Origin of the sequence: Salipiger bermudensis, from assembly GCF_019801965.1 — a bacterium.
Taxonomy (GTDB): domain Bacteria; phylum Pseudomonadota; class Alphaproteobacteria; order Rhodobacterales; family Rhodobacteraceae; genus Salipiger; species Salipiger bermudensis_A.
In genome coordinates this window covers 206,489-226,926 of record NZ_JAHVIA010000004.1, presented here as the reverse complement: position 1 = coordinate 226,926, position 20,438 = coordinate 206,489, and the positions used below count along the sequence as shown (strand labels likewise).

Genomic DNA, 20,438 nt, shown 5'->3' with positions numbered 1-20,438 from the left:
GATGCCAGACCGCGACCACGCAACGCGCCCCAGCAGGCTGGCGGCTTCGCGAGGTTGGGGGGACCAGGGATCGAGACGGGGCAGCCGGATGAGAGATTACGCAACACCGTTTGACAGCGACGTGACGCATGGCGACCTACATGGCGGGCTCGACCTGCTCGATCGTCCGCTCCGCAATGGCCGTCCGCCGATGGGCGAGCCCCGTGTCGCGGTGATCCTGCCCTGCTACAACGAGGCCGCCGCCATCGGTCAGACCGTGCGCCAGTTCCGCGCCGCCCTGCCCCGCGCCGAGATCTACGTCTACGACAACAATTCCACCGACAACACCTCCGAGGTGGCCCGCGAGGCCGGCGCCATCGTCCGCCGCGAGCCCCGCAAGGGCAAGGGCAACGTGGTGCGCCGCATGTTCGCCGACGTCGAAGCCGACGTCTACGTCATGGCCGACGGCGATGCGACCTACGACGCGCCCAGCGCGCCGGCGATGATCGCGCGGCTCTGCGAGGGCGGGCTCGACATGGTCAACGGCGCGCGCCGCAGCACCGACGAGGCCGCCTACCGCGCCGGCCACAAGTTCGGCAACCGCCTGCTCACCGGGCTGGTGCGCCGCCTGTTCAGCCGCCAGTTCGACGACATGCTCTCGGGCTACCGGGTGTTCAGCCGCCGCTTCGTCAAGAGCTTCCCGGCGCTGTCGCAGGGCTTCGAGATCGAGACCGAGCTGACCGTGCACACGCTGCAGCTGCGCATGCCCGCCGACGAGATCGAGACGCCCTACTATGCCCGCCCCGAGAACTCGAGCTCCAAGCTCTCGACCTATTCCGACGGCTTCCGCATCCTCAAGATGATCGGGCTGTTGGTGAAGGAAGAGAAGCCGATGCAGTTCTTCTCCGCCGTCGCGGCGCTGCTCTTCCTGCCCTCGGCGGCGGTGTTCCTGTCGGTGCTCGGCGAATTCCTCGAGACCGGGCTGGTCGAGCGCTTCCCGTCACTCTTCGTGTCGCTCTCGGGCATCGGTCTGGCGGCGCTGTCGCTGGTCTGCGCGGTGATCCTCGAGACCGTTGCCCGTGGCCGCCGCGAGGCGCGCTACATGACCTATCTGCAGATCCCCGGTCCGCACGGCTGAGGTCGGACGGGGCGCGGTGGCGATGCGGTCAGCGGTGAAGAATATGGCGCGAGCTGAGGAAATTCACCACCATGCCGGCAGCGGTCGCGGGCACCAGCGCCAGCACCGGCTGCGCGGCGGCGGTCTCGCTCAGACGCAGCGCCAGCAGGAAGGTGGCGTAGTTGATCGCGAGACCCAGCCCCATGGCGAGGATGTAGCGCAGGAACTCACGCAGCGTGGCACGGGTCGAGGTGCGGAAGGTCAGGGTCCGGTTGATCGCCCAGGTCGAGAGCACCGCCGCCACGAAGGACGGCACCCGCGCCAGCCCGGCGGGCAGGCCCAGCGCCACCAGCGCCGAGAGCACGCCCGCATCGACGCCGAATCCGGCCAGACCGGCCAGCGCAAAGCCACCGAGATGGCGCCGCCGCTCGCGGGCGGCAATCGGTTGGGAGCGCTCGGGCACGGGCACCTCGCGGTTGCGGATGGCTTCGATATGCGCCGCCCTGCCCGCTTCGATCAAGGTCGGAGCGCCCCGCGCCCCGTCCGTTGTGGCGAGCCCGCCACGAGTGTTTTCCGCGCCCAGCTTGGCGCGGTTCTGTTAACCAGTTGAGAATGTCCGAGCCGTCAGAATGACCCAGCAGACCGACAGACCAGGCCCGCAGCTGCGCTGGCTCCCCGTCATCGCCTTCACCTATGTCGCCCTGATGACGCTGGCCCGCGCTCCCGGCGCCTCCGAGCTGTTCTACGGGCTGGCCAATGATTCGGCGATGCGGCTGGTGAGCATCCGCGACCTGCTCGCCGGCCAGGGCTGGTTCGACCTGACCCAGAACCGGCTCGGGCTCGAGGGCGGCTTCGAGATGCACTGGTCGCGCCTGATCGACGCCCCCCTCGGGGCGCTGGTGCTGCTTGCCGAACCCTTCGCCGGCAGGCTTCAGGCGGAATATCTCGCCCTGACCTTCTGGCCGCTACTGATGCTCGCCGCCGTGGTCGCGCTGGTGAGCCGCATCGGCGCGGCGCTGGCCGGACCGGCCGCCGGCGCCGTCTCCGGCGCGCTGGCGGCGCTGATGTTCTGGGGCGACGCCCGCTTTCTGCCGGGAGCCATCGACCACCACAACGCGCAGATCACCCTGCTCCTGCTGCTGCTCTGGGGCGTCATCGACCGCCGCGACCGCCGCGTGCTGCCGGTGGCCTCGGGGCTGGCACTGGCCGCGAGCCTCGCCATCGGGGTCGAGACGCTGCCGCTGCTGGCCCTCTGCACCTTCGCGATGGCAGCCTTCTGGCTGGTCAACGGCGCCCCCGAGCGCGGCCCGGTGCTGCGCTTCGCCCTCGGCGCGGTGGGCGGGCTGGCACTGCTCTTTCCGGCGCTGGCGCCCGCCTCGGCCTATGTCGGCGGGTTCTGCGATGCCTTCTCGATCGACCTCGCCCTGCCCGTGGCGCTCGGCGTGGGGTCAATGGCGCTGGCAGCGGCGTTGGTCTCGAACCAGCCCCTCAAGACCCGCGCCGCTGTCCTGCTCGGGCTCTTCGCACTGGTCGGCGCGCTGACGCTCGCCGTCACCCCGGCCTGCCTCTCGGAGCCCTACGGCGGGCTCGATCCCTATCTCGACGCCCGCTGGCTCGCCTTCGTGCGCGAGGCGCGCAGCCTCGCCGACCTGATCGCGACCGACGCCAAGCCGTTCCTCTTCGGCTACTACCTGCTCGGCCTCGCGGCCTGCATGCTGGCGCTTGGCCAGGCGTGGCAGCGCCGAGACGGGGGCTGGCTGCTGGTCGCCCTGCTGCTTGCCGTCGCCTTCGCCATCGGCAGCTACCAGCTGCGCGGCGTCTTCGTGCTCACCGCGCTCTCCGCCCCGGTGATCGGCACCACTGCGGCGGCCCTGCACCAAGCCTGGCGCGACGGGCGGGGCACCAGCCGCGGCCTCGCGGCGCTGGCCTGCGTGCTGCTCGCACTCCCGATGAGCTGGGTGCAGATCACCACCGGCGCGGAATCTGTGATGGACCACGTCGCCCGCCCCGCCAACGCCGCTCCCGCGACAAAGGATGCGCCAGCGCAGGCCTGCTTCACCCCTGACGCGATGGCGGCGCTCGCCGCGCTGCCCGAGGGCGTGGTCTCGGCGCCGTCGAATTTCGGCACCCACGTGCTGCTGCACAGCCCGCACCGCACGCTCTCGGCCCCCTATCACCGCAATCAGGACGGCATGCGCGCCCAGCTCGAGATCACCCTGGCCGAGACGCCCGAGGCGGCGCAGGCGGCGCTCGAGACGCATGGCATCGACTACATGCTGGTCTGCCCCGCCGATCCCGAACTCACCACCCTCGCAAAGTCCGGGTTCGACGGCTTCGGCCACGCGCTCGAGGACGGCGCGGTGCCGGGCTTCCTGACCGAAATCCCGACCGGCGACAGCGATAGCGCCCTGCGCATCTACCGGGTCAACTGATCCCGCGCCTCAGCCCTCGCAGCCCAGCACCTCGCGGGTGCAGCGCGCCTTGAGGGCGGCGGTGTCGTCCTCCGTCCACCCCTCGGGATCGGTCAATGCGATCCACGCGTCGATATACTCGTGCGCGGCGTAGCTGTGGCCAAACCCCACCGGCAAATCGGTCGCGAGAAGCATGTCAAGCGCCAGCTGGAACTGCGTGACGATCGGCAGGAACCGCATGAGCGGCGACACGTCCGGCGCCGGCGGCTCGCGCATCCAGCGCGGCGCGCGCCAGAACGACGCCGGCTCGTAGAACACGATGCCGTCCGAGGCGTGCTGAAGATAGACCACCCGGATCGCCGACCACGGCGCAGTGGCGCGCTCGAGCCCGCCAAATTGGGTCATGAAGCGCACCAGCGAGCCATCGGCGATCACCGGCGAAACGAAGGGCGAGCCCGGGTTGCGGGCGGCGGTGATCTGGCGCCACTTGGTCGAGACAAAGGGCGGCCCGGCCCAGAGCGCCCCTTGGATCGGGTCGGCGAAGACCTCGAAGAAATTGAGCGCATACATCGAGGACCAGGCGCCGAGGCTTAGCCCGTGAAGGTAGAGCTCCGGCCGGCTGTCCTCGGGCAGCCCGCGCCAGTAGCGGTAGATTGTGTTGAGCGTCGCCTCGGCCTGATCGAGCCCGGTGCTGGTCTCGAAGATCAGCGCCATCGGCGATTGCATGAAGGAATATTGCGTCGCCACCGTCGCCACGTCGCCGCCCTGCAGGTACTCGATGCTGTCCTGCGCGCCGGGATCGAGCCAGCCGGTGCCGGTGGGCGAGGCCACGACGAGGATCTTGCGCTCGAAGGCGCCGAGGCGCTTGAGCTCCTCGAGCGCGATCTCGGCCCGGACCTGCGGATCCTTGCTCTGCGCGCGTCCGACATAGACCCGGATCGGATCCATCGCAGGCCGGCCGGTCAGCGAGCTGATCCGAGCGGCATCCGGCCCGCGCTCGATGAAATTGCGCCCCGGCTGGCCCATGAGCTGCCAATCGACCAGCGACTCGGCGCTGCCCGGCTTGCGCGGATCGCCGGGCGCCGGCGGCGCGGTGTCGAACAGCGATTGCGCTTCGGCATAGGAGCTGTCGAGCATACGGATGACCTGCGGCACCAGCCCGTCCATCGTCAGGATGAACAGCAGCAGCACCGCCCCCGCGACGCCCAGCACGTTGGCGGTGCGCTCGGGCATGATTCTGAGCAGGCGCTTGCGAAGGGTATGGAACAGCAGCCGGATCAGTAGGCCGAGCGCGAAGCAGGCGAGGAAGACCAGGAGCGCCGTGCCGATCATCGGAATCAGGTGACTGCTCTCGATCGGCGCCATCGCCACCCGTTCCCGGATCGAATTCTGCCAGTCGGTGCTGCGGGCCACCGCGAAGATCCAGCTGCCCAGCGCCGCGAGCGTAACCAGCACCGCCGCGATCCTCGCCGCGCGTCCGCCGAGCGGCGGCAGGCCGAGCGCCGCCCAGAGCAGCTGCACCGCGCGGCCGGTCAGGTAGCCCATCGCCGTCACGACGCCGCCGAGCGCGCCCTGGAATTCCCAGCTTCGCGGCGTCAGCGAGGGCGTGAGCGAGGCGGCAAACAGCACGAGCCCCAGCATCAGCGGCAGAAAATGAAAGGACACGCCCCTGAACAGATTGATCTTCATGACACTTCCCCGCATCGCCGCTCGCGGCCGAGTGTCGCCAAGCAGGGCCCATGGCGCAAGCGACCAGCGCAAGGCGCGGGGGCGGAAAATGTCGCAGTCGGGGAAAGGTCGAGGACGGGCCGAGCAAGCGGCCGACGCGTTGCGAGCGATGCTCTGCAAGCTACTCGCCCGAAGGCTCACTCACCGATGTTCGGAGAGAATGGTGCGGTCGAGAAGACTCGAACTTCCACGGGAGTTACCCCACAGCGACCTCAACGCTGCGCGTCTACCAATTCCGCCACGACCGCACTGTCCTGACTTGGTGAGGGGCTCTCTACAAAAGCCTGCGGGGGATGAAAAGAGGGAAATGCATCCGCGTGACGATTTTTTCGCACGCCCCGGAAAACGCGGCGCGGCGGGCCCTTTCGAGCCCGCCGCGGCACCAGGGGCCCAGGCCCGCGATCACTCGGAAATGCTGAATACCGGCAGGCCTGCCTGGGTGACTTCTGGCGTCTCGCCGCCGGCATCGGCCTTGCCGCCCATCATCATCGAGGCCTTGCGCAGCAGACCGGCGCGCTCGGGCTGGCCGGGGCCGAAGACCGCCGTGGCGCCGCCGTCGAGCGAGGTCAGCGCCTGATCGTACCACGCCACCGCTAGATCCTCGCGCTGGGTGGCGCCGAAGCCCTGGCTCAGGTGGTGGCCCATCAGCTCGGCATAGGGGCCCTTGCCCAGCGCCACCAGCATCAGCGCCGCGCCCATCGCGGTGCCCATGTCATCCGACTTGTAGCCCGAGGCGAGGCAGATCTGCGCCGTCTTCTCGAGCTGCGCCGGCGACATGCCGGTGGAGAGCACGAACTTGCCCACGCTTTGCAGCACCTGATCGCGCGGCTGCAGCGAAACCGAGGCGACCTGCTCCTTCAGCAGCGCGCCGAAGGTGGCGCATTGATCGGCGATCTGCTGCTGGCTGGCGCCCTGCACCTGGCCCATCAGCGTCTCGCCGGCAGAGATCGCGTAGGTCCGGGCCAGGCAAAGCTGCTCGGCCATGGCGGCATTGGCGTCGGTCAGCGTGTCGGCGGTGATGTAGCCGCCATTGGTGGAGGTCACGAGGCTGACGGTGTTGCAATGCGAGGCCAGCGAAGCCTCGGCCGGGGCGCTCTCGCCTCCGAAGAAATTGGGCAGCGCCGGGCTGGCGTTGACGGCGGCGGTGGTCGCGGGCACGGCCTGGGTCGCCGAGGGCGATGGCGCGGCGGCCATCTGGCTGTCGGGGGTGCGGATCGCCGGCGGCACCGGCACCGCGGGCGCCACGGCGGTCATCGTGGAGGGGCCGCCGGTCTTGGAACAGGTACCGCGGGTGCAGGTGAACATCGCAGGCGTCACGTTGAAGGCCTGGAAATCGTTGCGCTCGTAGCCATCGGGCGTCGAGGCGAAGACCCGCACCATGCAGCTCTGGGCGCTGCACCAGAAGGCCGATCCGGTAACCGAGGTATCGATGATGTAATCGGTCTGGCCATCGCCGTTGATGTCGGAGAGCTGGATGAAGCCGCTGCGCTGCACCAGCTGCTCGGCGGTCGGGTCCGAGCTCTTGGCGATCTCGTTGACCGCCGCGGCGACAACGCTCGGCAGGCCGTAATGGCCACCGATCGAGGCGGTCGAGGCGCGGCCGCCGCCATTCATCTGCTCGTCGCGATAGGCGACCAGAAGCCCCTTCACGCCGAGCGGGTTCGAGGCGATCAGCTGCGACGTGGCCGGGCCGCCGGCCTGCGCCCGGTGATAGGAGCCGATCAGGAAGTCGCGCTCGTACTGGGTCAGCTGGCCGGTGGGGCTATAGCCCATGTGGGCCTGGTAGCTCGAGATCGCCGAGCGCGAGCGGCTGCCCATCACGCCATCGACACTGCCGGCGTTGAAGCCGAAATAGTTCAGCGCGGTCTGGGTGTCGCGGTTGATCTGCCGCTGGGCGCTGCTGACCGAACTGCTCGAGCTGCTGCGGGTGTAGGTCTTCTTGGCGGGGGCGCGGTAGACCTTCTGCTGCTTGGGCTGGTTGGCGATGGCGCTGCCGATGAAGCCGCCCACGAGGCCCCCGACGAAGGCGTTGTCGGCCAGGGCGGGCAGCGGGGTCAGCGCGATGCTGGAGGTAACAATAGTTGCGATCAGTCTGTGTCTCACGGTCAATCTCCTGAAGCAATGGAGCGTACCGCGAGGAAAATTGCAGTCGCGGTCGCGCATGAAGTGGCGAAAGTCGACGTTCTATGGCTTCAGGGTCGGCGGCCTTCACGATTCTGTCAATCAAAGAGTGATGCAAAAATATCTCAATCCGGTCGCAGCCCCCGGCCCGCGCGGCACCGGGTGCTCTTGACGCCCTGCCCGACTGGGCCTAGCCGATCCAGCATGACCGAGTGGATCACAACCGATGGCCTGACCGGCTACGAAGAGGCGGTTGCCTTCATGGAAGCGCGCGCCGCCGCCATCGCCGCCGGCGAGGCCGACGAGGCGATCTGGCTGCTCGAGCACCCGCCGCTCTACACCGCCGGCACCTCGGCGCGGGTCGAGGATCTGCGCGAGCCCGACCGCTTCCCGGTCTACGAGAGCAAGCGCGGCGGACAGTATACCTATCACGGCCCCGGCCAGCGGGTGATCTATGTCATGCTCGACCTCAACCGGCGCGGCCGCGACATCCGCCGCTTCGTGCAGCAGCTCGAGGCCTGGGTGATCGCGGCGCTGGCCGAGTTCAACGTCACTGGCCACATCCGCGAGGGCCGCGTCGGCGTCTGGGTCGAGCGTCCGGACAAGCCGCGGCTGCCCGACGGGCGCATGACCGAGGACAAGATCGCCGCCATCGGCATTCGCCTGCGCAAATGGGTGAGCTTCCACGGCATCTCGATCAATGTCGAACCGGAGCTGTCGCATTTCGAGGGCATCGTTCCCTGCGGCATCACCGAGTTCGGCGTCACCAGCCTGGTGGATCTCGGACTGCCAGTCTGCATGGACGATCTCGACGTGGCACTGAAGCGCAGCTTCGACGAGGTATTCGGCGACTGAGGCGCTCAGCCCAGGCGCTTCTCCATGTAGACCCGGTGCAGCCCCGCGACCTCGGCGCGATGGGTCTCGACATAACCGCGCCTGCCGTAGATCGCGATGTTCTCGGTCATGCTGACATGGGTGTAGAGGCGGATCACCGCGAATCCCTGCCGCTGCGCCTCGTCCTCCGCGAACTCGAGCAGCCGCCGCCCGTAGCCCCGGCCTTGCGCCCGCGGCGCGATGGCCACGTTGTCGAGCAGCATGTGCCCTTCCTCCGGGATCAGCACCAGAAGCCCCGCCACCCCCTCGGCATCGCGCAACAGCCGCAACTGCCCCGCGGCAATATGGGCGGCGTAATCGTCGCGCATCGGGCCGGGCAGCATGCCCATGCGCGCCACGTAGGGCCGGTAGGCGGCCTCGACGATCGCCTCGACCTCGGCAAGATCGGGCGGCACCGCTTGCGTGATGCGCGGGGGCGTCTCGGTCATGGCAGAGTTCCTTGTGCAAAGAGACCGGAGCGGCGCGTCAGGGGAAAAGCGCCGCTCCGGTCAGGCTAGCCTGTCTCGGTGGGGAACAACACCGGCAGGCGCGCGCACCCGTCCGGCACTGCCGGCACGGGTGGTTCCGGGCTGGGAGGAGCCCCGATCAGGGCGTTCGGAACATCTCGTCGCGAAGATCGTCACGGGTCAGACCGATCTGCCGGAGCTCGTCATCCGACATCCTGCGCAGCGTCGCGCGCTGCTCGAGAACCTGTTTCCTTCGGCTGCTGACCGGCGCTGCCAGCCGGCGCATCAGCGTGCGCCACAGGGTCTCGAAAACCGTCTGCTCGAAATAGGCCATTGAAGGCTTCTCCGCTGAAAACAAAAAACTTGGTATCAATGTCATGACGCTAGCACCGAACACCGATGCCGGCAGGTCCGGAAAACCTGACGTGGCCGGCAGCAACGCGTCAAGCAGCACGCGCATACGCCCAACGGTTGCGCCAGAAAGCGCCGATCACAGCGGGGTTGAGCCGAAATGCGCTCAACCGGCGCTCATGGGAAGAGCTGCGCGCGCTGCAAGGGAGGTGCGACAATAAAGTTTGATCCAGATCAAACGGCAATATTGCCGCGTCCTTAGTGACATTCTAAAAGAGACACTTGATAGAGAGGTGGGTTGTGGTTCTCAAGCAGCCGCCAGGGACGGACCAACAGGAGGCAGACAATGGCAGACGCCGCCATTCACGGCCACGAACATGAGGATAACCGGGGGTTCTTCACCCGCTGGTTCATGTCGACGAATCATAAGGATATCGGGATTCTCTACCTGATCACCTCGGCGATCGTGGGCCTCATTTCGGTGTGCTTCACCGTATACATGCGACTCGAGCTCATGGAGCCGGGCGTTCAATTCATGTGCATGGAAGGGGCGCGTCTGATTCCGACCGCCACCGAAAACTGCACGCCCAACGGCCATCTCTGGAACGTGATGATCACCGGCCACGGCATCCTGATGATGTTCTTCGTGGTGATCCCGGCGCTCTTCGGCGGTTTCGGCAACTATTTCATGCCGCTGCAGATCGGCGCGCCGGACATGGCGTTCCCGCGGATGAACAACCTGTCGTTCTGGCTCTACGCGGCCGGCACCACGCTGGCGGTCTGCTCGGTGTTCTCGCCCGGCGGCAACGGCCAGCTCGGCTCGGGCATCGGCTGGGTGCTCTACCCGCCGCTCTCGACCACCGAAGCCGGCATGTCGACCGACCTCGCGATCTTCGCGGTGCACGTCTCGGGCGCCTCGTCGATCCTCGGCGCGATCAACATCATCACCACCTTCCTGAACATGCGTGCCCCAGGCATGACCCTGTTCAAGGTGCCGCTCTTCGCCTGGTCGATCTTCGTCACGGCGTGGCTCATCCTGCTGGCCCTGCCCGTCCTGGCCGGCGCCATCACCATGCTGCTGACCGATCGCAACTTCGGCACCACCTTCTTCGACCCCGCAGGTGGCGGTGACCCGATCCTCTACCAGCACATCCTGTGGTTCTTCGGCCACCCGGAAGTGTATATCGTGATCCTGCCGGGCTTCGGCATCGCGAGCCACGTGATCGCCACCTTCTCGCGCAAGCCGGTCTTCGGCTACCTGCCGATGGTCTGGGCGATCATCGCGATCGGCGCGCTCGGCTTCGTCGTGTGGGCGCACCACATGTACACGGTCGGCATGTCGCTGCGTCAGCAGAGCTACTTCATGCTCGCCACGATGGTGATCGCGGTGCCCACCGGCGTTAAGATCTTCTCGTGGATCGCGACGATGTGGGGCGGCTCGATCGAGTTCAAGACGCCGATGCTCTTTGCCCTCGGCTTCCTGATCCTGTTCACCATCGGCGGCGTGACCGGCATCGTGCTGAGCCAGGCCGGCGTGGACCGCGCCTATCACGACACCTACTATGTCGTGGCGCACTTCCACTACACCATGTCGATGGGCGCGGCCTTCACCATCTTCGCAGGGGTCTATTTCTACCTGCCGAAGATGACCGGCAAGATGTACCCCGAGACGCTGGGCAAGCTTCACTTCTGGATGTTCTTCATCGGCGTGAACCTGACCTTCTTCCCGCAGCACTTCCTGGGCCGCCAAGGCATGCCGCGCCGCTACATCGACTATCCGGAGGCCTTCGCCACCTGGAACTTCGTGTCGAGCTGGGGTGCGCTCCTGTCCTTCGCCTCGTTCCTGCTGTTCTTCGGCATCGTGATCTACACGATCCGCAAGGGCGCACCGGCCACCGAGCGCAACCCTTGGAACGAATACGCGGACACGCTCGAGTGGACCCTGCCCTCGCCGCCGCCGGAGCACACCTTCGAGCAACTGCCGAAGCGCGAAGACTGGGACAAGCAGCACGCTCACTGAGCCAGGCTGACTCCGAAATGATCGAAGGCCCCGGAGCATAGCCCCGGGGCCTTCTTCTTTTGCAGGCATCCCCCCTCGGTTTGATCTGCCTCCTTGCGCGGACCTGCAAAACCGGCTGCACTTGCCCCATGACCCTACCCAACCGCTTCGCCGCCATTGCCGACATTCACGGAAACGCCGACGCCCTGCGCGCGGTACTGACCGACATCGACGCGCTCGGCATCGGCACGGTGGTCAACCTGGGCGACGTGTTCAGCGGCCCGCTCGCCGCCGCCGAGACCTGGGAGATCCTGCAGGACCGCGCCTTCCCCACCGTGCGCGGCAACCACGACCGTCACCTGATCGACCACCCACGCGAAGAGCTCATGGCCTCGGACCGCGTGGCCCGCGACGAGCTGCCCGAGAAGGCGATGGGCTGGCTGCGCAGCCTGCCGATGGTGCTGGAGCTGGGCGACGCGTTCCTCTGCCACGCCACCCCCGGCAACGATCACACCTACTGGCTCGACGAGGTCAGCCCGCAGGGCCTCGTTCACCCTGCCCCGCATGCAACCATCGCAGCGCGACTCGGCGGCGTCACCAGGCCGCTGATCCTCTGCGCCCACACCCACCTGCCCCGCGCCCTGCGCCTGAACGGTCAGCTCATCGTCAACCCCGGCAGCGTCGGCTGCCCCGGCTACGATGACATCCACCCGGTGCCGCATGTCGTCGAGACCGGCACGCCCGATGCCTGCTACGCGGTGCTGACCCGCGTGGGCGAGGACTGGCAGGTGAGCCACCGCCACGTGCCCTATGACAGCCGCCGCATGGCCGCGCTCGCCCGCGCCCGAGGCCGCGACGAATGGGCGAGCGCGCTCGAGACAGGCTGGCTCTCGGGCTGAACCGCGCCTCCCCCGCCAAAGCTGCAGGGCTGCGGCATCTTTCTTGTCGACCGGTGCGTTGGAGGTGCTAAATTTCGCCCGTCATGCCGTATCGCTGGGAACAGACAAACGCACCATCCGACCGGGCAGAGCTGCATCTCTGGCCGCACCAATCGCTCTCGGCCGAGGGCTTCTCGATCTTCATCCTGAGCTTCTTCCTGCTGGCGCTGATCCCGTTCTTCGGGCTGATCGGCACCGTGCTGCTCTGGGGCCTGCTGCCCTTCATGCTGCTGGCGGTGGGCGGCATCTGGCTCGCCATCCGGCGCAACAACCGCGACCGGCAGATCCTCGAGATCCTCACCATCGACCACGAGACCCTGCGCCTCGTGCGCCACAACCCGCGCGGCCCGGACCAAGACTGGGAGGGCAACCCCTACTGGGTCAAGGTCGCAATGCACGAGCGCGGCGGCCCGGTGCCCTATTACGTGACGCTCCAAGGCAGCGGGCGGGAGGTTGAGATCGGCGCGTTTCTGAGCGAAGACGAGCGCAAGACCCTCTTCGCCGAGCTGAGCGACCGGGTGCGCGTGCTCGCCCGCCCCTAAAGCCGCCCGGCCCCCGCAAGGATTTCCCATGGCCCAGGCCCCCGCCACGCCCAAGCTCAAACGCTACGCCCTGCGCGCCGCCGCGGCGCTCGCGCCCTCGCTGGCCGCGCGGCTCTCGCCCGCGCCCTCCGAGCAGGCGGCGCTGGCGCTGCGCGCAGCGACGCGCGGCAAGGCAAGGCCCCGGGCCGAGAAGGTGATCTTCCTCGTGCCGCTGGTCGGCCCGCATCACGTGGGCGACTGGCAGGCGGTGACCGAGCGGCTGCAGGCGACCATCGATAGCTTCCGCCGGCAGGACGGCGCGTGGGAGGCGGTGATCTGCTGCCAGGAGCGCCCGCCCCTGCCCGACGACCCGCGCCTGCGCTGGCTGCCCTTCGACGACCCCACGCCCGGCAACGACAAGTGGCGCAAGCTCGCGGCGCTCTGCGATGACCTCGCCGCGCGCGAGACCGGCGCCGCCTATGTCATGAGCTTCGATGCCGACGATCTGCTGCGCGACGGCACGGTGTCGGAGATGCTCGAGCGGCAGGAGGCCGGCTACCTCGTCGAGAGCGGCTATGTCATGGATCACGCGACGGGCGATGTGGCGCTGGCCGGTCCGCGTAGCCTGACAAAGCCGCTGCGTAAGCCGTTCTGGAAGCTCTGCGGCTCCTGCACCGCGCTGCTGCACGATCCCGATCTGCCCGAGAGCGCCGCCTTCCTGCGCGAGATGACGGCGCATGAGCACCGCATGTTCCCGTTTCTGGCGCGACTCGCCGGGCGCAGCCTCTCGGCCCTGCGCCGCCCGGCGGTGCTCTACGTGCTCAATCACGGTGAAAACTTCGGCGCGCGGCGCGGCCGGGTCGGCTTCAAGACCCGCTTCGTGCAGCGCTTTCCCGTCGACCCAAAGGACTGGGCGGCGGCCCGAGAGCAGTTCCCGGAGCCCTGAGCCGCGCCCCGATCAGCCCGCCGCGGCGAGCCGATCCTTGACCATCGGGCCCACGGCGCCGAAGTCCATCCGGCCCTGGTAGCGCCCCTTGAGCACCCCCATCACCCGGCCCATGTCGCGGATCGAGCTGGCGCCGACCTCGCTCATGGCGCTGTCGACGGCCTGCGAGATTTCCTCGTCGCTCAAAGGCTTTGGCAGGAATTCCTCGATCACCTCGACCTCGGCCAGTTCCTGTTCGGCAAGGTCGAGCCGGCCGCCCTCTTCATAGGTCCGCGCGCTTTCCTTGCGCTGCTTGACCATCTTCACCAGCAGCGCCAGCAATTCGGCCTCGTCGACCCCCGTCTCGTTGCCATCGCCCCGTGCCGCGATGTCGCGATCCTTGAACGTGGCGTTGATCAGCCGCAGCGTCGACAACCTGTCGGTCGCTCGGTCCTTCATCGCCTGCTTGGTCGCAGCCGAGATGCGTTCTCGCAATTGCATGGAAACGATAATCCCCGTTGACGTTTCAAGAGCCCAACCTACCGAATGCCCCGGCGCGGCGCAACTCTGCGCGACCCCGCGACAAGCCATTGATTTTAAACAGATTCCGTTTTCAGGATAGCACTTGACCCCAAGTCCCGCGCACCTTACCTAAGGCGCAATTTGCCGTCTGCCAGCTGCCAAAAGGAGTCGCGCCATGCCGCCGATCGCCAAACCTACCGCCTGCCTCGCCCTCGCCGATGGCACGCTGTTCTACGGACAGGGGTTCGGCGCCACCGGCCAGACCGAGGCCGAGCTCTGCTTCAACACCGCCATGACCGGCTACCAAGAGATCATGACCGACCCGTCCTACGCGGGCCAGATCGTGACCTTCACCTTCCCGCATATCGGCAATGTCGGCGTCAATCCCGAGGATGACGAGACCCAGGATCCGGTGGCCGCGGGCATGGTGGTCAAGTGGATGCCGACGCAGAGCTCCAACTGGCGCGCGGTGCAGGAGCTCTCCGAGTGGCTGGCCTCGCGCGGGCGCATCGCCATCGGCGGCATCGACACGCGGCGCCTGACCCGCGCCATCCGGCAATCCGGCGCGCCGCACGTGGCGCTGGCGCATGATCCCGAGGGCAAGTTCGATGTCGAGGCGCTGGTCAAGGCTGCGCGCGCCTTCCCGGGCCTGACCGGGGTCGATCTCGCCAAGGGCGTCACTTGCGCCCAGAGCTACCGCTGGGACGAGATGCGGTGGGCCTGGCCCGAGGGCTACGCGCCGCAGACCGCGCCGAAGAAGAAGGTGGTCGCCATCGATTACGGCGCCAAGCGCAACATCCTGCGCTGCCTCGCCTCCGCCGGCTGCGACGTCACCGTGCTGCCCGCCACCGCCACCAAGGAAGAGGTGCTGGCGCACAATCCCGACGGCGTGTTCCTGTCGAACGGCCCCGGCGACCCGGCGGCCACCGGCGCCTATGCGGTGCCGATGATCAAGGGCATCCTCGACGATACCGAGCTGCCGGTCTTCGGCATCTGCCTCGGCCACCAGATGCTGGCGCTGGCGCTTGGCGGCAAGACCGTCAAGATGAACCACGGCCACCACGGCGCCAACCACCCGGTGAAGGAGCTCGAGACCGGCAAGGTCGAGATCACCTCGATGAACCACGGTTTCGCGGTCGATGGCCAGTCGCTGCCCCAGGGCGTGGTCGAGACCCATGTCTCGCTGTTCGACGGCTCCAACTGCGGCATCCGCATGAGCGACCGTCCGGTTTTCTCGGTCCAGCACCACCCCGAGGCGAGCCCTGGCCCGCAAGACAGCTTCTACCTGTTCGAGCGCTTCGTTCAGGCAATGTGAGTGAGGCAAAATTTTCAGCGCGACCCGCCGAAATTAACTCGCGCTTTACCTTAACGGGCCGACAACCCTCCTGTCTCGGCACAGGAGGGGGCCATGCCAGAGCTCAAACCGGTCTTTCATTCGTCCCGGCATGCGCCGGGTTCGACTTCTGCGCCGCCTGCGCCGCCTGCGCTCGGCGAGCCAAGCGATCCGGTCGCGGATCACCTGCGGCGCTTCGCCAATGCGACGTCCCGCGCGCGCCGGCTCGCCGAGGCCCCCGGGCCGGTCTGGCGTGGCCCGCCGCTCAGCTTCGAGCGGGCCAGCCGGCCGCCGGATCCCGCCCTTGCCGAGCTCCTGCCTGCCGATCTGTGCCTGCGCCACACGGCCCTGCCCTGGCTGCGCGTCGGCGAGACGCTGTTTCTCGCCGCCGCCCAGCCCGAGGGGTTCGCGGCGGCGCGCGCCGCCCTGCCCGCCGGCTGCGGCGAGGTGGTCATGGCACAGGCCACGCTCGAGGATATCGAGGCCGAGATCGCGGCGCGCCACGGCGAGGCCCTCGTCCGCCGGGCCGAGACCGGGCTGCGCCCCGAGCTCAGCTGCCGCGATCTCAACCGCCTGACCCTGCACAGCGCGCTGATCGGCGGCGGGGTCGCGCTCGCAGGGCTCTGCGCCCTCACCCTCGCACCGGCGCTGTTCTTCGCCGGCGCCGCGGCGATCGCCATCGCCATGCTGGCCCTCGCGCAGCTCACCCGGCTCGCCGCGCTGCTCGCCAGCCGCCGCCCCGCACCGCCCGAACCGCCGCGCCCCGAACGCTGGCCGATGGTCTCCCTGCTGGTGCCGCTGTTTCGCGAGGAGCGCATCGCGAGCGCGCTGATCGAGCGGCTCTCCCGGCTCGACTATCCGCGCCACCGGCTTGAGGTGCTGCTGCTGCTCGAGGCCCGCGACGACACCACGCGCGCCGCGCTCGCCGCCACCCGGCTGCCGCCGTGGGTGCGGGTGATCGAGGTGCCGACAGGGCCCATCACCACCAAGCCGCGGGCGTTGAATTACGGCCTGAATTTCGCCCGTGGCGAGATCATCGGGATCTATGATGCAGAGGATTCCCCCGCCCCCGACCAGCTTCTGCACGTGGTCGGCCATTTCTGCCGCGCGCCCCCGGAAACCGGCTGCCTTCAGGGCATCCTCGATTTCTACAACCCGCGCGCCAACTGGCTGTCGCGCTGCTTCTGCATCGAATACGCCACCTGGTTCCGCGTCGTGCTGCCCGGCCTCGCCCGGCTGGGCTTCGCCATCCCGCTCGGCGGCACCACCGTGTTCTTCCGCCGCGAGGCACTTGAGCGGGTCGGCGGCTGGGATGCGCATAACGTCACCGAGGATGCGGATCTCGGCATCCGCCTCGCCCGCTTCGGCTATGTCACCGAGCTGCTGCCCGTGGTGACCCGAGAAGAGGCCAACAACCGGCCCTGGCCCTGGGTGCGGCAGCGCTCGCGCTGGCTCAAGGGCTACATGATCACTTGGCTGGTGCATTCGCGCCGCCCGCTCGCATTGCTGCGCGCGCTCGGTGCGTGGCGGTTCTTCGGCATGCAGGTGCTGTTCCTGACGACGATCCTGCAATTCCTGCTCGCCCCGGCGCTCTGGGCCTTCTGGCTGCTGCTGGCGGGCTGGCAGCCCGAGATGATCGCCGCGCTCGACCCGGGTCAGCTGCGCCTGCTCTTCGGCTGCCTGATCGCCAGCGAGGCGGTCTCTCTGGTGGTCAGCGTCTTCGCGGTGGCGCGCAGCCCGCATGCTGGCCTGCTGCCCTGGGTGCCGACGCTGTTTCTCTATTTTCCGCTGGCGACGGTGGCGATCTACAAGGCGCTCTTCGAGCTGATCGCGCGGCCGTTCCACTGGGAAAAGACCATGCACGGGCACTCGGCGCCCGACCATCCCGGCGCGGATCTGCCCGCAGCCGAGGGCCGCGAAACGGGGCGTCAGTCGATCTTCTGACTGTCGAGCTTGAGCCGGGTCACGAAGGCCACCGAGATGTGGTCGCGCAGCGCCCGGTAGGCGGCATCCTCGTCGCGCCGCGAGATCGCGTCGACGATGGCCTGGTGTTCGCCGAGCGCGATCTCGCCCCGGCCCTGTGCCGCCAGCGAGGTCGTTGCCATCAGCGCCATCGAGCGGTGCACCAGGTCGAGCTGCTGCACCAGGAAGCGATTGTGCGATGCGAGGTGGATCATGCGGTGGAAGCGCCGGTTGGCGCGGGCCAGGGCCGAGGGATCGTCGACCAGCGCCTGGTCCTCGGCCACCATGTCGCGCAGCACCTGGATCTCCTCCTCGGTGGCATGGCGCGCCGCCAGCCGGGCCGCGAGCCCCTCGAGCTCGGTGCGCACCACGTAGAGCTCGGCCATCTGGTTATGATCGAGCGAGGCGACGATCAGCGAGCGCCCGTCGCGGGCCAGCAGCGATTGCGTCTCGAGCCGCTGCAGCGCCTCGCGGATCGGCGTGCGCGAGACCCCGAACCGCTCTGCCAGCTCGCTCTCGACGAGCCGGTCGCCGGGCCGATAGACGCCGGAATCGATGGCCTCGAGGATCAGCGTGTAGGCGTCCTTGTTGGGGGTGCGGATCTGGTTCATGCATGTCTCCTCGGGCGGTTCCGCGACGATAGCGCCATCACGCCACCGGGATCAATGCGCCCATTGCCGCGGCGCCGCGTCGCGACTAGGGTCGCGCGCATGGTCAAACAGCATTTCTCCCACGTGCGTCACTGGGTCTTCGACCTCGACAATACGCTCTACCCGCCCGCCGCCCGGCTCTTCGACCAGATCGAGCGCAAGATGACCGATTTCGTCATGCGCGTCACCGGCGCCGACCACGGCGAGGCCGACGCCCTGCGCAAGACCTACTGGCACCTGCACGGCACCACGCTGGCGGGGCTGATGGCCGAGCATCACATCGATCCCGACGCCTATCTCGAGGAGGTGCACGACATCACCTTCGACGCGCTCAGCCCGGATCCGCACTTGGCCGAGCTGATCGCCGACCTGCCCGGGCGCAAGATCGTCTACACCAACGGCAGCGCCCCCTACGCGGCGCAGGTGCTGCAGGCGCGCGGTCTGGATGCGGCCTTCGACGCGATCTACGGGGTCGAACATGCGGGATATCGCCCCAAGCCCGAGGAAGGCGCCTTCCGCACGGTGTTTGCGCTCGACGGCACCGATCCGACGCGGGCCGCGATGTTCGAGGACGACCCGCGCAATCTCAGCGCGCCGCATGCGATGGGGATGCGCACGGTGCATGTCGCCCCCGAGCGCGGCGAGGGCGCGCATATCGAGCACCACACGGACGATCTCGCCGACTTCCTGCGCGGACTGCGCTGATCCCCCGCGCGCGGCCGGCTGCGACATTTCGTGCCTGCGGCAATTCTGACAGATGATATGCGCGGCCTGCATCATTATCTCCGCTGCGAACCAGCCGCCGCCCAGGCGGCGCCGCAACCGTTCCAGGGAGATCCCTGCATGACCATGACCAACGCCGCCGACACCGCCCTCACCGCCAGCCAGACCCGCTCGGGCGGGATCAGCATCGAGGCCAAGCTCTTCGCAGGCGTCGCGGTGTTTCTCGCGCTGGTGATCACCGCCACGGTGATCTGGGGTGCCGCCGGTCTCGCGATGTCGGCCCTGGCCTGCGTGCCGGTCTGCTACGCGGCGATCCTGCTGATCACCGTCGGCAAGTGAGCGGCATGGCCTCTTGCCTGCGCCTGCCCTAGATAGAGAGGCAAAGGAGAGCGGTCATGGATTACGACATTGTCATCTCGGGCGGCGGCATCGCGGGTCTGACCGCGGCCGCCGCCTTCGGCTCCGCCGGGTTCTCGGTGCTCTGCGTCGATCCAGCACCGCCGGTGACCGACCGCGAGGCCGCGGGCGCCGATCTGCGCACCACTGCCTTCCTGCAGCCGGCGCGGGATTTCCTCGACCAGTGCGGGCTCTGGGCGCGGCTCGAGGGCCACGCCATGCCGCTGCAGGTGATGCGCATCATCGATGCCGGCGGCGAGCGGCCCGAGCCGCGGGTGACGCGGGATTTCGACGCCGAGGACATCTCGGAGCGGCCGTTCGGCTGGAACCTGCCCAACTGGCTGCTGCGGCGGGAGATCTCGGCCCATCTGCACGAGATGCCGGGGGTGGATTTCCGCCCCGGCACCGGCACCACGACGCTCTTCACCCGCGAGGCCGCGGCGCGCGTCGGTCTGTCGGATGGCAGCCACGCCACCGTGCGGCTGGTGATCGCCGCCGACGGGCGCAACTCGCCGATGCGCCGCGCCGCCGGGATCGGGGTGAAGACCACGCGGTTCGGCCAGAAGGCGCTGGCCTTCGCGGTGACGCACCCGATCCCGCATGGCAATGTTTCGACCGAGATCCACCGCACCGGCGGCCCCTTCACCCTCGTGCCGCTGCCGGATCTGGATGGGGCGCCCTCCTCGGCGGTGGTCTGGATGGAGGAAGGGCCGAAGGCCGAAGCGCTCTTCAAGCTCGACACGCCGGCGCTCGAAGCGGCCATGTCGGAGCGCTCCTGTCACATCCTCGGCCCGCTCAAGCTGGCCTCGCAGCGCACGCTCTGGCCGATCATCGCCCAGCACGCGGAGCGCCTGTCCGGCGAGCGGCTGGCCCTGGTCGCCGAGGCGGCCCACGTGGTGCCGCCGATCGGCGCGCAGGGGCTCAACATGTCGCTGAACGATCTGCGCGCGCTGAACGAGCTGGCGATCCGCGCCCCCGACCGGCTCGGCGACCGCCAGATGCTCGAAACCTACCACCGCCAGCGCATCGTCGACATCCGCGCGCGCGTGGCCGGCATCACGCTTCTCAACCGCACCTCGATGCTCTCCGCACCACCGCTGCGAGACGCCCGCGCGAAAGCCCTCGATGCGCTCTACGGCATCGCACCGGTGCGCCGCACCCTGATGCAGCTGGGCCTGGGCACCAAGACCTGATCGGGGGCGCCGCTCCTCCGCCCTGACGGGCGTCCTCGCCCACGCCGGAAGATCGCGCCCTTGCCCGAGCGCGCATAGGCGGCAAGCATCGGCCTGCCTCCGGCGGGAGTATTTTTGACGAAGAGAAGACAGGGGCGCGGCGCTCCTGTCTTCTCTGGTTTCAAAATACCTCGGGGGTGAATTGGCGCAGAGCGCCAAGAGGGGGCAGCGCCCCCCCCCTTCTCCGACA

General features: G+C 68.4%; 19 protein-coding genes and 1 tRNA gene. 12 read left to right on the top strand and 8 right to left on the bottom strand.

Annotated features, from left to right (window positions below):
• The first annotated feature begins 88 nt into the window (after positions 1 to 88).
• Positions 89 to 1,117 (top strand): glycosyltransferase family 2 protein, encoded by a 1,029-nt coding sequence (locus KUV62_RS10520; RefSeq protein ID WP_222603651.1) that lies wholly within the window; start codon positions 89 to 91, stop codon positions 1,115 to 1,117.
• Between the two features lie 28 nt (positions 1,118 to 1,145).
• Here the strand turns inward: KUV62_RS10520 and KUV62_RS10515 are convergent, their stop codons facing one another.
• Positions 1,146 to 1,616 (bottom strand): GtrA family protein, encoded by a 471-nt coding sequence (locus KUV62_RS10515; protein ID WP_222603650.1) that lies wholly within the window; start codon positions 1,614 to 1,616, stop codon positions 1,146 to 1,148.
• A gap of 109 nt (positions 1,617 to 1,725) precedes the next feature.
• Between KUV62_RS10515 and KUV62_RS10510 the strand changes: the two genes are divergently transcribed.
• A complete protein-coding gene (locus KUV62_RS10510; RefSeq protein ID WP_222603649.1) occupies positions 1,726 to 3,528 on the top strand; it encodes a hypothetical protein in 1,803 nt (600 codons plus the stop codon).
• 9 nt (positions 3,529 to 3,537) lie between these two features.
• Here KUV62_RS10510 and KUV62_RS10505 read toward each other — a convergent pair whose 3' ends face one another.
• From KUV62_RS10505 to KUV62_RS10495, 3 genes are all read right to left on the bottom strand, one after another.
• Positions 3,538 to 5,196, bottom strand: coding sequence for an alpha/beta hydrolase (locus tag KUV62_RS10505; RefSeq protein ID WP_222603648.1), 1,659 nt, complete (start codon positions 5,194 to 5,196; stop codon positions 3,538 to 3,540).
• Between the two features lie 200 nt (positions 5,197 to 5,396).
• A tRNA-Leu gene (locus KUV62_RS10500) sits at positions 5,397 to 5,483 on the bottom strand.
• 154 nt (positions 5,484 to 5,637) lie between these two features.
• Positions 5,638 to 7,338, bottom strand: coding sequence for a peptidoglycan-binding domain-containing protein (locus tag KUV62_RS10495; protein ID WP_222603647.1), 1,701 nt, complete (start codon positions 7,336 to 7,338; stop codon positions 5,638 to 5,640).
• Positions 7,339 to 7,560: 222 nt separating this feature from the next.
• On the opposite strand from KUV62_RS10495, the gene lipB reads away from it, so the two are divergent.
• Complete coding sequence (gene lipB / locus KUV62_RS10490) at positions 7,561 to 8,211, top strand: lipoyl(octanoyl) transferase LipB (protein WP_222603646.1); 651 nt, start codon at positions 7,561 to 7,563, stop codon at positions 8,209 to 8,211.
• 5 nt (positions 8,212 to 8,216) lie between these two features.
• Here lipB and KUV62_RS10485 read toward each other — a convergent pair whose 3' ends face one another.
• Positions 8,217 to 8,678 (bottom strand): GNAT family N-acetyltransferase, encoded by a 462-nt coding sequence (locus KUV62_RS10485; RefSeq protein WP_222603645.1) that lies wholly within the window; start codon positions 8,676 to 8,678, stop codon positions 8,217 to 8,219.
• Between the two features lie 157 nt (positions 8,679 to 8,835).
• On the bottom strand, positions 8,836 to 9,150 hold the full coding sequence (locus tag KUV62_RS10480; protein WP_222603644.1) for a DUF1127 domain-containing protein: 315 nt from the start codon (positions 9,148 to 9,150) through the stop codon (positions 8,836 to 8,838).
• Positions 9,151 to 9,393: 243 nt separating this feature from the next.
• Between KUV62_RS10480 and ctaD the strand changes: the two genes are divergently transcribed.
• The 4 genes from ctaD to KUV62_RS10460 all read left to right on the top strand — a co-directional run bounded on the left by ctaD (position 9,394) and on the right by KUV62_RS10460 (position 13,451).
• A complete protein-coding gene (gene ctaD / locus KUV62_RS10475) occupies positions 9,394 to 11,067 on the top strand; it encodes a cytochrome c oxidase subunit I (RefSeq protein ID WP_222603643.1) in 1,674 nt (557 codons plus the stop codon).
• 128 nt (positions 11,068 to 11,195) lie between these two features.
• The gene (locus tag KUV62_RS10470; protein ID WP_222603642.1) at positions 11,196 to 11,945 is read left to right on the top strand and encodes a metallophosphoesterase family protein; all 750 of its coding nucleotides are present in this window, start codon (positions 11,196 to 11,198) and stop codon (positions 11,943 to 11,945) included.
• Positions 11,946 to 12,028: 83 nt separating this feature from the next.
• A complete protein-coding gene (locus KUV62_RS10465; protein ID WP_222603641.1) occupies positions 12,029 to 12,526 on the top strand; it encodes a DUF2244 domain-containing protein in 498 nt (165 codons plus the stop codon).
• A gap of 28 nt (positions 12,527 to 12,554) precedes the next feature.
• The gene (locus tag KUV62_RS10460; RefSeq protein ID WP_222603640.1) at positions 12,555 to 13,451 is read left to right on the top strand and encodes a hypothetical protein; all 897 of its coding nucleotides are present in this window, start codon (positions 12,555 to 12,557) and stop codon (positions 13,449 to 13,451) included.
• A gap of 12 nt (positions 13,452 to 13,463) precedes the next feature.
• Here KUV62_RS10460 and KUV62_RS10455 read toward each other — a convergent pair whose 3' ends face one another.
• Positions 13,464 to 13,931 carry a GatB/YqeY domain-containing protein gene (locus KUV62_RS10455; protein ID WP_222603639.1) on the bottom strand — a complete coding sequence of 156 codons (468 nt, stop codon included), beginning with the start codon at positions 13,929 to 13,931 and terminating at the stop codon, positions 13,464 to 13,466.
• A gap of 196 nt (positions 13,932 to 14,127) precedes the next feature.
• On the opposite strand from KUV62_RS10455, the gene carA reads away from it, so the two are divergent.
• Entirely contained in the window at positions 14,128 to 15,267 is a 1,140-nt protein-coding gene (gene carA, locus KUV62_RS10450) for a glutamine-hydrolyzing carbamoyl-phosphate synthase small subunit (protein WP_222603638.1), read from the top strand.
• 93 nt (positions 15,268 to 15,360) lie between these two features.
• Positions 15,361 to 17,229 carry a glycosyltransferase family 2 protein gene (locus KUV62_RS10445; RefSeq protein WP_222603637.1) on the top strand — a complete coding sequence of 623 codons (1,869 nt, stop codon included), beginning with the start codon at positions 15,361 to 15,363 and terminating at the stop codon, positions 17,227 to 17,229.
• On the opposite strand, the gene KUV62_RS10440 is transcribed toward KUV62_RS10445, so the two are convergent.
• Positions 17,214 to 17,858, bottom strand: a complete 645-nt coding sequence (locus KUV62_RS10440) for a GntR family transcriptional regulator (protein ID WP_222603636.1) — start codon at positions 17,856 to 17,858, stop codon at positions 17,214 to 17,216. The genes KUV62_RS10445 and KUV62_RS10440 overlap by 16 nt on opposite strands.
• A gap of 99 nt (positions 17,859 to 17,957) precedes the next feature.
• On the opposite strand from KUV62_RS10440, the gene KUV62_RS10435 reads away from it, so the two are divergent.
• The 3 genes from KUV62_RS10435 to KUV62_RS10425 all read left to right on the top strand — a co-directional run bounded on the left by KUV62_RS10435 (position 17,958) and on the right by KUV62_RS10425 (position 20,209).
• Positions 17,958 to 18,602: a pyrimidine 5'-nucleotidase gene (locus KUV62_RS10435; RefSeq protein ID WP_222603635.1), complete on the top strand. Its 645-nt coding sequence runs from the start codon at positions 17,958 to 17,960 to the stop codon at positions 18,600 to 18,602.
• Positions 18,603 to 18,740: 138 nt separating this feature from the next.
• Positions 18,741 to 18,959: a hypothetical protein gene (locus tag KUV62_RS10430; protein ID WP_222603634.1), complete on the top strand. Its 219-nt coding sequence runs from the start codon at positions 18,741 to 18,743 to the stop codon at positions 18,957 to 18,959.
• A gap of 56 nt (positions 18,960 to 19,015) precedes the next feature.
• On the top strand, positions 19,016 to 20,209 hold the full coding sequence (locus KUV62_RS10425; protein ID WP_222603633.1) for a UbiH/UbiF family hydroxylase: 1,194 nt from the start codon (positions 19,016 to 19,018) through the stop codon (positions 20,207 to 20,209).
• Positions 20,210 to 20,438 lie beyond the last annotated feature (229 nt).